The 12,499-nt window shown below is 38.8% G+C and carries 15 protein-coding genes, 1 tRNA gene and 1 riboswitch; of the genes, 4 read left to right on the top strand and 12 right to left on the bottom strand.

Features of this window, described 5'->3' with window-relative positions; translation table 11 throughout:
* Window positions 1-147: 147 nt before the first annotated feature.
* Window positions 148-525: a rhodanese-like domain-containing protein gene (locus tag KUV80_RS02650; RefSeq protein ID WP_222461125.1), complete on the top strand. Its 378-nt coding sequence runs from the start codon at window positions 148-150 to the stop codon at window positions 523-525.
* A gap of 52 nt (window positions 526-577) precedes the next feature.
* On the opposite strand, the gene gcvPB is transcribed toward KUV80_RS02650, so the two are convergent.
* The 3 genes from gcvPB to gcvT are packed head-to-tail and all read right to left on the bottom strand — an operon-like array spanning window position 578 to window position 4,507.
* Window positions 578-2,041, bottom strand: coding sequence for an aminomethyl-transferring glycine dehydrogenase subunit GcvPB (gene gcvPB / locus KUV80_RS02645; RefSeq protein ID WP_222461124.1), 1,464 nt, complete (start codon window positions 2,039-2,041; stop codon window positions 578-580).
* Window positions 2,017-3,381, bottom strand: coding sequence for an aminomethyl-transferring glycine dehydrogenase subunit GcvPA (gene gcvPA / locus KUV80_RS02640; protein WP_222461123.1), 1,365 nt, complete (start codon window positions 3,379-3,381; stop codon window positions 2,017-2,019). The genes gcvPB and gcvPA overlap by 25 nt, the downstream gene beginning before the upstream one ends.
* 25 nt (window positions 3,382-3,406) lie before the next feature.
* Window positions 3,407-4,507: a glycine cleavage system aminomethyltransferase GcvT gene (gcvT, locus tag KUV80_RS02635; RefSeq protein ID WP_222461122.1), complete on the bottom strand. Its 1,101-nt coding sequence runs from the start codon at window positions 4,505-4,507 to the stop codon at window positions 3,407-3,409.
* A 177-nt stretch (window positions 4,508-4,684) separates the two neighbouring features.
* Window positions 4,685-4,770: riboswitch (glycine riboswitch) on the bottom strand.
* Window positions 4,771-4,888: 118 nt separating this feature from the next.
* Here gcvT and KUV80_RS02630 point away from each other — a divergent pair.
* Complete coding sequence (locus KUV80_RS02630) at window positions 4,889-6,586, top strand: DEAD/DEAH box helicase (RefSeq protein WP_222461121.1); 1,698 nt, start codon at window positions 4,889-4,891, stop codon at window positions 6,584-6,586.
* The gene (locus KUV80_RS02625) at window positions 6,555-7,331 is read left to right on the top strand and encodes a YqhG family protein (RefSeq protein ID WP_222461120.1); all 777 of its coding nucleotides are present in this window, start codon (window positions 6,555-6,557) and stop codon (window positions 7,329-7,331) included. Before KUV80_RS02630 ends, KUV80_RS02625 begins: the two co-directional genes overlap by 32 nt.
* A gap of 240 nt (window positions 7,332-7,571) precedes the next feature.
* Here the strand turns inward: KUV80_RS02625 and KUV80_RS02620 are convergent, their stop codons facing one another.
* The 9 genes from KUV80_RS02620 to comGA are packed head-to-tail and all read right to left on the bottom strand — an operon-like array spanning window position 7,572 to window position 12,290.
* Window positions 7,572-7,763, bottom strand: coding sequence for a YqzE family protein (locus KUV80_RS02620; protein WP_222461119.1), 192 nt, complete (start codon window positions 7,761-7,763; stop codon window positions 7,572-7,574).
* A gap of 48 nt (window positions 7,764-7,811) precedes the next feature.
* Complete coding sequence (locus tag KUV80_RS02615) at window positions 7,812-8,330, bottom strand: shikimate kinase (protein WP_222461118.1); 519 nt, start codon at window positions 8,328-8,330, stop codon at window positions 7,812-7,814.
* A 2-nt stretch (window positions 8,331-8,332) separates the two neighbouring features.
* On the bottom strand, window positions 8,333-8,710 hold the full coding sequence (gene comGG, locus KUV80_RS02610) for a competence type IV pilus minor pilin ComGG (RefSeq protein WP_222461117.1): 378 nt from the start codon (window positions 8,708-8,710) through the stop codon (window positions 8,333-8,335).
* On the bottom strand, window positions 8,703-9,125 hold the full coding sequence (gene comGF / locus KUV80_RS02605) for a competence type IV pilus minor pilin ComGF (RefSeq protein WP_222461116.1): 423 nt from the start codon (window positions 9,123-9,125) through the stop codon (window positions 8,703-8,705). Before comGF ends, comGG begins: the two co-directional genes overlap by 8 nt.
* A 4-nt stretch (window positions 9,126-9,129) precedes the next feature.
* A complete protein-coding gene (locus KUV80_RS02600) occupies window positions 9,130-9,459 on the bottom strand; it encodes a hypothetical protein (RefSeq protein ID WP_222461115.1) in 330 nt (109 codons plus the stop codon).
* A complete protein-coding gene (gene comGD / locus KUV80_RS02595; RefSeq protein WP_222461114.1) occupies window positions 9,443-9,886 on the bottom strand; it encodes a competence type IV pilus minor pilin ComGD in 444 nt (147 codons plus the stop codon). Before comGD ends, KUV80_RS02600 begins: the two co-directional genes overlap by 17 nt.
* On the bottom strand, window positions 9,886-10,188 hold the full coding sequence (gene comGC, locus KUV80_RS02590) for a competence type IV pilus major pilin ComGC (RefSeq protein ID WP_222461113.1): 303 nt from the start codon (window positions 10,186-10,188) through the stop codon (window positions 9,886-9,888). Before comGC ends, comGD begins: the two co-directional genes overlap by 1 nt.
* A gap of 10 nt (window positions 10,189-10,198) precedes the next feature.
* Window positions 10,199-11,233, bottom strand: a complete 1,035-nt coding sequence (gene comGB, locus KUV80_RS02585) for a competence type IV pilus assembly protein ComGB (protein ID WP_222461112.1) — start codon at window positions 11,231-11,233, stop codon at window positions 10,199-10,201.
* Entirely contained in the window at window positions 11,181-12,290 is a 1,110-nt protein-coding gene (gene comGA / locus KUV80_RS02580) for a competence type IV pilus ATPase ComGA (protein WP_222461111.1), read from the bottom strand. The genes comGB and comGA overlap by 53 nt, the downstream gene beginning before the upstream one ends.
* A gap of 122 nt (window positions 12,291-12,412) precedes the next feature.
* On the opposite strand from comGA, the gene KUV80_RS02575 reads away from it, so the two are divergent.
* Window positions 12,413-12,487, top strand: a tRNA-Gln gene (locus tag KUV80_RS02575).
* Window positions 12,488-12,499 lie beyond the last annotated feature (12 nt).

Raw genomic sequence — 12,499 nt, 5'->3', positions numbered from 1 at the left:
ATTTTCGTCTCCCTGCCATTCGTTCGTAACTAGTGTACCAAATTCCAAGATGGTGTCAAAAACAATGGATTCTATCTATTTTTCTTTTGCCTATCGTCCCGCTCATCGCTATAATTGGGGTAGATTGTTTAAAGGAGTGCAGGAAATATGGGATGGATAATTTTAATTGTAATTGTAGCAGCCTTAATTGGTTATGTGTTAGGAATGGGATTGTATCAAAAAAAGTTCCTTAAAACGCTGACAGAAGATGAGTTTAAAGCAGGTTATCGAAAAGCACAGCTAATTGATGTTCGTGAACCTGAAGAATTTAAAAAAGGACATATTTTAGGTGCAAGAAATATCCCTTTATCTCAAATGAGACAAAGAATGAAGGAAGTTAGAAACGATCAGCCTGTTTATTTATATTGTGAAAGCGGATTTAGAAGTGCACGTGCAGCGAATTTTTTAAAAAAGAAAAAGTATGGCAACCTACATCACCTAAAAGGCGGTTTCCGAAAATGGACAGGCCGTGTCAAATCAAATTAAGCCAATTACAAAAAGCAGCCCAAATTAGCGAAGGCTGCTTTTTTTTGTACGTTTAAACTTGTTTTGCAAATTTTAATATCGGTTTTCTTGCCGCAGTTGCTTCATCCAGTCTTTTTACAACGGTCGTGTGTGGTGCTTCTTGAACCAATTCTGGTGTTACTTCTGCTTCTTTTGAGATCTGAATCATCTTTTCAATAAATTCATCTAACGTTTCTTTTGATTCTGTTTCTGTAGGCTCGATCATGATCGCTTCTTCCACACTAAGCGGGAAGTAGATAGTTGGCGGGTGATAGCCAAAGTCTAAGAGTCGTTTTGCTATATCAAGCGTTCTGACACCAAGCTTCTTTTGACGACGTCCTGATAGTACGAACTCATGCTTGCAGTGTTGAGTAAAAGGAAGATCAAAGTGCGGCTCTAATCGTCTCATCATATAATTTGCATTTAATACAGCATTTTCTGAAACTTGCTTCAATCCGTCTGGACCCATTGTCATGATATACGTAAAAGCACGTACGTTAATGCCAAAATTCCCATAAAAAGGCTTCACGCGGCCGATAGACTGAGGTCTATTGTATTCAAACTTATAAACGTCGTCTTCTTTTACAAGCACTGGTTTCGGAAGGAAAGGAATTAAATCCGCTTTAACCCCGACTGGACCAGATCCAGGACCTCCACCGCCGTGTGGACCAGTGAATGTTTTGTGCAAGTTAAGGTGAACAACATCAAATCCCATATCACCTGGTCTAGCGAAGCCTAGAATCGCGTTTGCATTCGCTCCATCATAATAGAGTTTTCCGCCTGCTTCGTGAACGATCTTCGCCATCTCCAAGATGTGTTCTTCAAATAACCCCAATGTGTTAGGATTCGTTAACATTAATGCGGCTACATCTTGATCGACAACTCGTTTTAAATCTTCGAGGTCTACAAGTCCACGTTCATCAGATTTAACCGTAATCGATTCAAATCCAGCTACAGTTGCAGATGCCGGGTTCGTACCATGAGCTGAGTCAGGCACGATAACCTTTGTCCGGTTAAAATCCCCATTTGCTTCATGATAAGCGCGGATCATCATAAGACCTGTCCACTCGCCGTGAGCTCCAGCCGCTGGCTGCAGAGTGACTTCATCCATACCCGTAATTTCTGCCAGTGAAGTTTGTAAGCGGTACATCATTTCAAGTGCACCTTGGACAGTTTCTTCATCCTGAAGGGGATGAATATGTGAAAAACCAGGGAAACGTGCTACATCTTCATTAATTTTCGGATTGTATTTCATCGTACAAGAACCTAGAGGATAGAAGCCTGAATCTACCCCATGATTCCGGTTGGACAGTGCTGTATAGTGACGGACAATCTGCAGCTCTGATACTTCAGGAAGCTCAGCATCTTCTGTACGCAAATAGTCGGAAGGAATAATAGACTCCACATTTACTTCAGGAACGTCAAGATCCGGAATGCTATAGCCTACTCGGCCCGGCTTTGACAATTCAAAGATTAATGACTGATGTTCTGTACGCATGTTAACCCCTCCAATACATTTGCTAGCTGATCAATTTCCATCTTTGTTCTCATTTCAGTTACAGCAAGAAGCATATGATTTTTAAGTTCAGGATACGAAAGCCCAAGGTCATAGCCGCCGATAATTCCGCACTCAAGCAATTTCTGATTCACTTCTTTAGCCGGACACTTCAGTTCTATTACAAATTCATTAAAGAATGGTCCTGTAAACGCAACAGAGAGCCCTTTTTCTTCAACAACTTTTTTTGCATAATGTGCTTTTTGAATATTTTGGTGAGCTACCTCTTTTACACCTTTTTTTCCAAGCGCTGTCATCGCAATAGACGCAGCAAGCGCATTCAAAGCTTGGTTGGAACAGATATTGCTCGTAGCTTTATCTCGTCTGATATGTTGTTCTCTTGCTTGAAGTGTTAAAACAAAACCACGCTTACCATCTTCGTCAACGGTCTGTCCAACTAAACGACCCGGTACTTTACGCATCAATTTATTTGTTACCGCAAAGTAACCACAATGAGGTCCCCCGAAGCCTTGAGCGATACCAAATGGCTGTGCATCGCCTACTACAATATCTGCTCCAAATTTCCCAGGAGGAGTTAATGCACCTAATGCAAGCGGATTCGAAGATACAACAAACATCCCTTTGTTCTCGTGAATGATTTCTTCAATCTCTTTTAAAGGCTCGATCTGTCCAAAAAAGTTTGGATATTGAACGATGACACAAGCCGTTTCTTCATTAACAACTGAACGCAACCCATTTAAGGAGGTTGTCCCATTCTCTACCTCTACTTCAATTACTTCAAGATGCTGACCTTTTGCATACGTTTTCAAGACCTCACGAGATTCTGGGTGAACAGATTTGGATACAACGATTTTCTTTCTTCGCGTTTGTGCTGCAGACAATAATCCTGCCTCAGCTAGTGAAGTTCCCCCATCATACATAGACGAGTTTGCTACATCCATTCCAGTCAGTTCGCAGATCATCGTTTGATATTCAAAGATTGCCTGCAGTTCACCTTGAGAAATTTCAGGCTGATATGGCGTATACGCTGTGTAGAATTCAGAACGAAGAAGCATATGGTTGACGATGGATGATGTGTAATGATCGTAAACACCAGCACCTAAGAACGATGCATACTCTTTGGTGTTTTTATTCATCGCAGCAAGGCGACTCATTTCTTTGATTAAAGCTGGTTCTGATAGGGCTTCTTCAATCTGAAGACGTCCTTTAAAACGAACATTTTCTGGAATATCTTGAAAGAGCTCTTCTGTTGTCTCAATTCCAATGGTCTCAAGCATTTCCTTCTTATCTTGGTCAGTCATGGGCAAATAACGGAATGTCATTGGTTACTCCTCCTTAATAAAGGGTTTATTTTCCTCGTTTATAAAATGGTGAAGCTACTACTTGTGCTTTCAATCGCTTTTGACGAATTTGCACTTCTACTTCAGTACCTATTTCAGTAAATTCTTTTTCAAGAAGCGCAAGTCCCAAGTTCTTTTTTAAAGTAGGTGACTGAGTGCCCGTTGTTACCTCTCCGATCTTTATATCCCCTTTGAACACTTCATAATGAGAACGAGGAATACCTTTATCGATCATTTCAAGTCCAACAAGCTTTCTTGGCGCACCATTTTTCTTTTGTTCAGCTAGAACTTCTTTCCCGATAAAATCTGCTTCTTTATCCGTCTTCACTGCAAAGCCGATACCCGCTTCGATTGGAGTGATATCTTTTGTTAACTCTTGACCGTATAGTGCCAATTTCGCTTCGAATCGGAGCGTATCACGAGCACCTAATCCAGCCGGAAGCAATCCCTCTTCATTTCCTGCTTCTAAAATTGATTTCCAAAGCTTTTCTGCATGTTCCGTTTTTAAATAAATTTCAAATCCATCTTCACCTGTATATCCAGTGCGAGAGACTAATGCTTGAATTCCTGCTAACGATACATCTTCTTTAAAACGGAAGAAGCCGATTTCAGAAAGATTGGTGTCTGTAAGTTTTTGTAAGATCACTTCCGCCTTAGGTCCTTGAATAGCGAGCTGTGCATATTCAGGTGAGACGTTAACAAGCTCAACACCTTCACTTTTATGACTTTGAAGCCATTCAAAGTCTTTTTCAATGTTCGAGGCATTCACAACTAGCAAGTAATCGTTCTCATCTCTTTTATAGACCAAAAGATCATCTACAGTACCACCGTTTTCATAGCACATCGCCGTATATTGTGCTTGACCGTTTTGAAGCTTGGAAACATCGTTCGTCATTGTATATTGCAAGAACGACAAAGCGTTCGGTCCCCTTACATCAAACTCACCCATGTGAGAAACATCAAACAAGCCTGCTTTTGTACGGACAGCCTCGTGTTCCTCTTTAATACTTGAGAACTGAACAGGCAATTCCCAACCACCAAAATCAATCACTTTTCCACCGTGCTCTTTATACGTTTCAAATAACGGTGTACGTAACAATGTTGCCATGTGAATTCCTCCTTTTTCATACTTTCAAATATTCAATCATTTCTGGACAAAAAAAGGACAGAAAGACCCCTATAATTAGGGATCCTCTGTCCTGCAACCGGTAAGTTTCTCAAAAACAAGTTTTGAGTTTCTTCGTTGGTGGCTTTCATCTATTAAAAAAAGCACTCTCCAGAGATGCGTCTAGCAAGAGTCTTTTTGCCTGAGAGTTTCACAATTGTTTGCTCCTTCGGCGCCGCCTAAGCAGTCTCTCCTCTTACTTTCATTCGCGAGTATGTTATTGTCCAAGGTCGCACATACTATTACTATGTTTACTACATTATTATCCTATCATTTTTACAAATGGAATGGCAATGAACTTTTTTTACAGAAAGGATATCTGGTATGAAAATCGACGTTCAGTTTCAACGAGATTGGCATGATGACTTTTTAAAGCGTGTGGAAGAAGATGGACCTTGGGCAAACTGGGAGTTGTATAATTTGGCACTAGAGGCCGAACATCACCTTGCGATTCCAGAGTTTTTAGGTTTGCAAGCGCCAGATCATCTCCCACAGATGACTTTTTTACCTCATCAGCTGGACGTAGCAACAACCGTGATTGAACAAATGAACGGAAAAGCAATCTTAGCTGATGAAGTTGGTTTAGGAAAAACGATTGAAGCTGGCCTAATTTTAAAAGAATACATGATAAGGAGACTGGCCAAAAAAATCTTAATACTTGTTCCCGCTTCTTTAGTCATTCAGTGGACAAATGAACTAAACTCCAAGTTCTTTATCCCTGCTATTGCTCAGAAAAAGTCATATGTATGGGAACAGTGTGATGTGGTTGTTTCATCCATTGATACAGCCAAACGTGCTCCTCACCGTGATATCGTCCTTAATCAAGACTATGATCTCATCATAATAGATGAAGCCCATAAGCTAAAAAACAAAAAAACAAAAAACTATGAATTTGTACAGCTATTAAAAAAGAAATTTTGCTTATTGTTAACGGCAACTCCCGTTCAAAACCGGGTCGAGGAAATTTTCAACCTTGTTTCTCTTCTTAAACCTGGTCATTTAGGAAACAGAGAAAATTTTGATAAAGATTTTAAAGAGGATAAATATTCTTTAAAAAATGAAGAGAAACTTAAGCAATTGGTGAATAAAGTAATGGTTCGAAACAGGCGTGAAGAAACGGGGTTAAAATGGCCAAAACGGCTTGTTCAAACCATTCCTATCACGTTATCAAAAACGGAACGAGAGCTTTATGATGAAATAACAAATTTAAAAACAGATTCCTATTTTGATCGAAGCAAATTTTCAATCGTGACATTGCAGCGTGAAGCTTGCAGTTCTCGAGAGGCTGTTTTCCTAACGTTAAAGAACATGCTGCAAAAGAATGTCCCATCCATTGCAATGGAGAACAGGATTGTTGAAATGATGAAAAAAATTGAGCTTGTGGATCAAAACTCAAAAGCTTTAAAAGCATTGGAACTCATTCAATCTATTGATTCCAAAGTGATTATTTTTACTGAATACCGAGCAACGCAACTGTACTTACAATGGTTTTTGCAGCAACACGGCATTTCATCCGTGCCGTTTCGCGGCGGGTTCAAACGAAGCAAAAAAGATTGGATGACTCATTTGTTTAGGACACGTGCTCAAGTGTTGATTGCAACCGAAGCAGGAGGAGAAGGGATAAATCTTCAATTTTGCCAGCATATCATCAACTACGATCTTCCGTGGAACCCGATGAGAATCGAACAGAGGATCGGTCGTATTCATAGAATTGGTCAACAAGGAGATGTGCACATCTATAATTTTGCCACGCAAAATACGATTGAAGAGCACATATTAAATCTGCTTTATAATAAAATCAATTTATTTGAGAGTGTCATTGGTGAACTCGACGAGATTTTAACCAAATTCGAGATAAAAAATATAGAACGTCATATAGCAGACATCTTGAGTACTTCTGATAGTGAAGGTGAGATAAGAGTGAAGATGGATAACCTTGCTTCTCTCATTAATCTAGATGGCGGAATCAAACAGAAAGGATGGGAAGAGCATGCAACAGCACGAGATACATCGATTTCTTGAACGTTATTTTGACGCGAATGAATGTAAAGTTCTTGAGAAGAATTTCAGTTATATGAAAGTTCAACTAACTACAGCGTTAGATAAAGTTCTCATGAACCGCCCATTCTATTGGCACTATCTCGAAAAAACTGGTGGTACACCTAATCCCATGACGCTCACATTAGTAACAGGACAGCAGCAAGCACCTGATGGCAAAGGAGAGTTCATTCACTTCGGGTCACCTAGGCTTCATCAAATTTTTGCATCTACAAAAAAACTTGCTTCATTTATACGATTGTACGAATCCGTTCCACAGCAAGGTGCCCAAGTACCTCTTCAACCGTGGCTCTGTTTAAATGTAAAAGTCACCTATCAATGTGATCAAAAAAAAGATCAGGTGTTATCTTATGGTATCCAGCTTATCAATGGAACAATCGAACAAGGGTTTCACAGCCGTCTTCAAAAGCTGCTGTTAACAAAAAGAATCCCTGATTTTTGTTATACACTTTCTCCATTTATAAAACCTGAGAGTGCCATCAAAAGAATTGAAACAAAAATACAGGAAACCATCGATCAAGACGATCATACATGGGCAGATGATGCAAGAAAACGCTGGAATGAAGATCAAGAACTGTTGGAGAGCTTTTATGAAGATCTATTGACGAAACCTGAAGCGTATCATGTGGAAAAAGAAGCATTGCGAACACAATACGAACCTAAGATTATCGTAGAAATCATTAACGGAGGGCTTTTTTATCTTTCATAAAGGCTGTTTTCGCAAAACTCGTTGTTAATGGTCAGTTTTTTATTCTTTTTTGACAAGTTGATTGGAGTGCAAAATGATAGACTCCTACTGGCTTACCGCACGCCCCGCGAAAAGCGAGTATACTGGAACGAAAAACAACTACTTTCAAAACCATTAATAATTACGAAAACAGCTTTCTAAAAAGAAGCCTTTTTGCATACAAAAAGCCGGGTTATGCACCCGGCTTCAACCTTTTCCAGCCTATCTTTTCTTCTTCTTCTTCTTAAACGCTAAACCAAGCCCCATGGGGACGATACCAAACAGGTACGTTAGCAATGGTTCTTTTTCTTTTTTTCTGCTGCGTTTCCTTTCTTTACGTACTGCTTTTGGCTCATCTAAATATTTTACGATTTTTTGAGTAAGATATTTGACGACATCGTTACCTGCAGCCATGAACAAAACTCCTTTAAATATAAACATTCAAAGTTAGTTTTGTCATAATTACTGCGATTTAATCAATTTAAGTTGTACTATTATTTGGTGGCAGACTTCTTCTGTCGAAAGATCATCGGTTACGATTGTAAGATCGCTTTTTTCATAATGCCTGCTACGCTCATTAAAAAGCTGAAAAACTTCCTCTTTTGTCCTTGTTAATAAAATGGGTCTTTTGTTTCTTTCTTCTTCTTTCATCAATCTTTTCCAGAGCACAGGAAAACTAGTTTTTAAATAGATGACGGTTCCCTTACTCTTCATGTAAGAAAGGTTTTCCTCACGGACGACAGCTCCTCCACCCGTCATAACAACAGCATGTGCTAAAGGAAGTCGACGAATGGCAAGAGATTCGTAGTTTCGAAACGCTTCTTCGCCCTCTTTATGGAATATTTCTTTTATGGATTGTCCTCTAAGTTTTTCGACAGTTAAATCTACATCATATGGCGGCACTTCCAATTGTTTGGAAAGGTGCTTGCCTACTGAAGTTTTGCCGCAACCCATGAATCCAACTAAATATATGGTGTTCAATTTTAACCCTCCACCCATTTTGTAACGCTATTCTGGGTTACATTATAATATACTTTAACTTTTTTTGTTCGTTGCTTTCCTGTTATTGCTTCTATCGTGATTAACCTCTCTTCAACCTGTGAGGTTTGATCGATTGTCAGTTCAACATTACCGTCTGCCCATATAAAGAAATGCTTTTCAGGGAACATCGTACTCTCCTGTGCCATTATAGAGGCTTTATCCATTGCTTGCTGTATGAGTCGGATTTGCCTCAACTGTTCTTCCTGCATAAATACAAAATGACGTTCAGAAAACACTCTCTCTGTAAAATACCCCAAAAAGGCAACCATCAGAAAACATAACGCAATCATAAGAGGATAAACAACACCTTTTTCATTCATTATTCCTGCTCCTCCGAAATAATCGCTTATACTCATGTCCATCCTTATCAATGATTTGGATTGCAAGTAATAAATCTGATTGTTTTTCCAATTTTATGCTGTTAATATTTTGAAGCCACACTTCATGTCCTAACCCGTTTACTTGCTTCCGAATGAGAGTATGATACTTTGAAAAACTTTTAACATCTCCATTCGAATCTGTTATGAAAAGGATGTTATTGTTAACCTCCAGTAGTTTTCCTTCTCTTATTTCCTTTCCTAGCATGGAAAAAAATAATGAGGTCTCTTCAAGTTGTGATAGTGGAGGCTGTTTTTGGATGGGAATCAGAAACGATGGAAGGAGCGAGGCGATCATGAGCAAGACACCAAGTGCTATAACAACTTCAATTAATGTATACCCCTTTTTGGACTTCAAACATTTATAAATACCCTGCACACATTTTATATGATTTCTCGTTAGAGCCTTCAAAACTGATACATAGTTCATTTTCATCTGCTGCACCCTTTTTCGTCAATAAGGTATAATTTGTTCCATGTTCTTCCCATTCCTTATTATCGATAGACATACCTATGCTATATTGTGCAACCACATGATCCACCTCTTCAATAGCATATAAAATCTGTCTAGTTGTTTTTTTCTCTTGATACAGTAGATGGATGTAAGGCAGACAGGTCCCTATAACAGCGGAGAATAATACTAAACCAAACATGCTTTCAACGAGCAGGTATCCCTTATTGTTTCGTAACATAGAACTTTCCCTTCCCTATTTGAAACACCATCTTATACGAATGATTTCCTGAATGAATAAACAAAGTTCCTGCACGGCTGATGTTTCCATATTGATTAAACTGCACAGACAACAACATGGAATGTCCTTCAAATGTAATAAACTCAGGAAAGAATCGTTTTACAGGCTTATTCGAACCATAACCCCTCACTTCATAAAAATGATTTTTATTATCAATTGTTAAACTATAAATACGGCCTTCTGTTATGGCTCTTTGCTGCATATGAGTGACTTCCCTTTGAAAAGAATCAATAAAATATTCCGTCTTTCGGTTCTTGATAAAAGAATCGTATCTAGGGTAAGCCACTGCACTAATGATTCCTATGATGAGAAGGACAATCATCATCTCTATGAGCAAATACCCAAAACGGTTAACGATAGGTTCCATCAAGGTGTCCCTGATTTACTTACATTCCCCTCAGTATCTATAACCAGTGGAATATTACCTGGACATACGATTGTATCTACGTAATTTTTCTCTACCAATTCTTCAAGTGTCGGCAATCTATTGTGTTCAGCTTCATATGCACCCACTTGTCCTTGAACGAGATCGATTGTGGCTTCACATCCAAGTGATTTTACGATTTTATTATTTTTAGTCATGCTTGGCAATGCGATCAGCATCAGCACAGAAATAATAAGCAGTACAATCATCATCTCAATTAAAGTAAAACCTTTTTCATTCTTCATGTAACCCTCCTCATAAAGCTTCCATGAGTTTAAACATCGGTAAAAGGATGGAGGCAAACAATAGTAAGACAAATCCCCCAATAACAGCGAACAAAATGGGCTGTAATTTTTGCATGCTGGACGCTATCATTTCTTCAAGCTCTAGAAATAACCAATCACCGTATTGGATTAATTCTGACCCTAATTCTCCATGTGCCTGCCCAAATCGAATGATCTCTGACAGATCTTTTGAAAAATAAGGCTTATCTGTTAATAACTCTGGAAGTGTTTTTCCGTCCAACAATCCTTTTTGCAGACGTCTGCTTTCCTCTTGAAAAAAACCTTTATTCATATGGCTCTCCAATACGATTAATGCATCCGTTACCGGCAGCCCACTCTTTATCATCGAGCCGAAATTCACACTAAAGAAATGGGAGTTCATTCGTTTTAAAAATGTATTAAATACTGGGATATACATCAATAACCTCATTTGAGCAGAAGGAGCAACTCTTTTCTTTATCATGAAGACAACGAATATACTTAACAAAACCGAAATAAATAAGAGAAATAGGAGATTTGGTATTAAAGCAAGTACAGAGAGCATCATTGAAGTGAAATAAGGGGTCTTAATCTCAAGTGAGGAGAACAATAGAGAGAACTGTGGAAACAAAAAACGATAAAAAAGAATTCCCATCCAAACGGCTAGAAACATTAAGAACATTGGATATCTTATCGTTTTGTTTAGCCTTTGGGCCCATTCTGCTTTCTTTTTCAATATAGACCCGTTTTCAATCAAGCTTTGGATTAAGTTTCCGTTAGCACTATTGATAGATATCGAACTGATGATTTCATTCGGTAAGTGAAGTGAAGTGAAAATATCGCGCAAAGGTTTGCCAGCATGGAGTGAATCGAGGGCATCATCTATTAAGCGCTGTTCCTCTTCCTTAAGGTGTGATTTTAAAAGAACCATGCTTTTATGAATAGAATATCCACGGCGTAACAATAAACCCAATTTATAAAGAAAAGCTCCCTGTTCCGCTCTTTTCCAACGTCTGATCTTGAACACCACTATGTCCTCCCATCCATTTCTCATAACTTTCTTTTGTAATAAATCCCGCAGCATAAGCGTGATTAAAATAATAAGAAAGACTCTTATAAAATGAGGGTAGAGCAATGGAGGTTTTTTCAATAGCGGCTTCCAAGTCTTGGTTGCTTAACATTTCATATATTCCCGCTCTTCTAAATGTTCTTGACTTAAAGCAAAAATCATGGCAATCGTCACCACAAAATCGGCACGGTATTGATATGAGTCTTTGAGAAACTATACCCATTAATGTTTGCCGCAGCTCTGCTTCCCGAATTCCAAATTCTCTCAGACGCTCAATACATCCTAAACAATCAGATGCATGCATCGTTGAAAGTACTAAATGACCCGTCAAAGATGCCCGAATGACTAATCTCGCAGTTGCTTCATCACGTATCTCACCAATCATAATTACATCCGGATCGTGTCGTAATAATGATTTAAATCCTTCACCGTAAGTAACGCCTGCTTTTTCGTTAATTTCCATTTGTAAAAAGGAATCTACTTTTCGTTCAACAGGATCTTCAAGGGTGATCACTTGGCGTTTATAGTTCTTCTGGAGGTGTTGAAGGAGAGAATAAAGAATCGTGGTTTTTCCAGAGCCTGTTGGTCCGGTAAATAATAGCAATCCGCTTGACCGTTTAATCAGGGAAATAAGTTTTTTGAGTTCATGAGGAAAAAGGGATAATTCACTTATAGATAAGGTTTCTTGCTGAGGAAGGATTCGAATCACAAGGGATTCGTTAAACGCAGATGGGATAGAAGATAGACGCAAATGAATACTCTCATTGTTGATCATCGTATCCATCGCGCCACTTTGCGGCTTGCGCTGTTCGCCAATATCCATTCGGGCGGAGTATTTAAAATGAGAAATGACACGTATATACTCTTCTTGAGATAAGGTTTTATAGTGCAATAGCCTTTCATCAATTCGAAATTGAACAACTCCTCCTTTTCTAATGGGGATGAAATGAATGTCTGAAGCATCTTGTGTTACAGCTTCATGCAAGATTGAACTGCCTAATGTCTTTATGGGCAAGCATATCGACCTCCTTTTTATTTCGTGTTATATAATTACTTCTTACAAAAAAGAATTCCTTCTACTTTTTTAAATATTATTGTATATAAATTTCGACACGGCTCATACTACTATTGTTCCATTGGGCTATAGCCAAGCGGTAAGGCAACGGACTTTGACTCCGTCATGCGCTGGTTCGAATCCAGCTAGCCCAGCCAACCATAATAAAA

This window comes from Fictibacillus nanhaiensis (genome assembly GCF_019801215.1).
In the GTDB taxonomy this organism is placed as follows: domain Bacteria; phylum Bacillota; class Bacilli; order Bacillales; family Fictibacillaceae; genus Fictibacillus; species Fictibacillus nanhaiensis_C.
Note: the sequence above shows the minus strand (reverse complement) of the source record. Positions and strands in the feature narration are given on the sequence as shown.

Excerpts from the sequence above, each read along its gene's own strand:
- KUV80_RS02650 (WP_222461125.1), top strand. The coding sequence starts at position 148 with ATGGGATGGATAATTTTAATTGTAATTGTAGCAGCCTTAATTGGTTAT.
- gcvPB (WP_222461124.1), bottom strand. The coding sequence starts at position 2,041 with ATGCGTACAGAACATCAGTCATTAATCTTTGAATTGTCAAAGCCGGGC.
- gcvPA (WP_222461123.1), bottom strand. The coding sequence starts at position 3,381 with ATGACATTCCGTTATTTGCCCATGACTGACCAAGATAAGAAGGAAATG.
- gcvT (WP_222461122.1), bottom strand. The coding sequence starts at position 4,507 with ATGGCAACATTGTTACGTACACCGTTATTTGAAACGTATAAAGAGCAC.
- KUV80_RS02630 (WP_222461121.1), top strand. The coding sequence starts at position 4,889 with ATGAAAATCGACGTTCAGTTTCAACGAGATTGGCATGATGACTTTTTA.
- KUV80_RS02625 (WP_222461120.1), top strand. The coding sequence starts at position 6,555 with ATGCAACAGCACGAGATACATCGATTTCTTGAACGTTATTTTGACGCG.
- KUV80_RS02620 (WP_222461119.1), bottom strand. The coding sequence starts at position 7,763 with ATGGCTGCAGGTAACGATGTCGTCAAATATCTTACTCAAAAAATCGTA.
- comGG (WP_222461117.1), bottom strand. The coding sequence starts at position 8,710 with ATGAATGAAAAAGGTGTTGTTTATCCTCTTATGATTGCGTTATGTTTT.
- KUV80_RS02600 (WP_222461115.1), bottom strand. The coding sequence starts at position 9,459 with ATGTTACGAAACAATAAGGGATACCTGCTCGTTGAAAGCATGTTTGGT.
- comGD (WP_222461114.1), bottom strand. The coding sequence starts at position 9,886 with ATGGAACCTATCGTTAACCGTTTTGGGTATTTGCTCATAGAGATGATG.
- comGC (WP_222461113.1), bottom strand. The coding sequence starts at position 10,188 with ATGAAGAATGAAAAAGGTTTTACTTTAATTGAGATGATGATTGTACTG.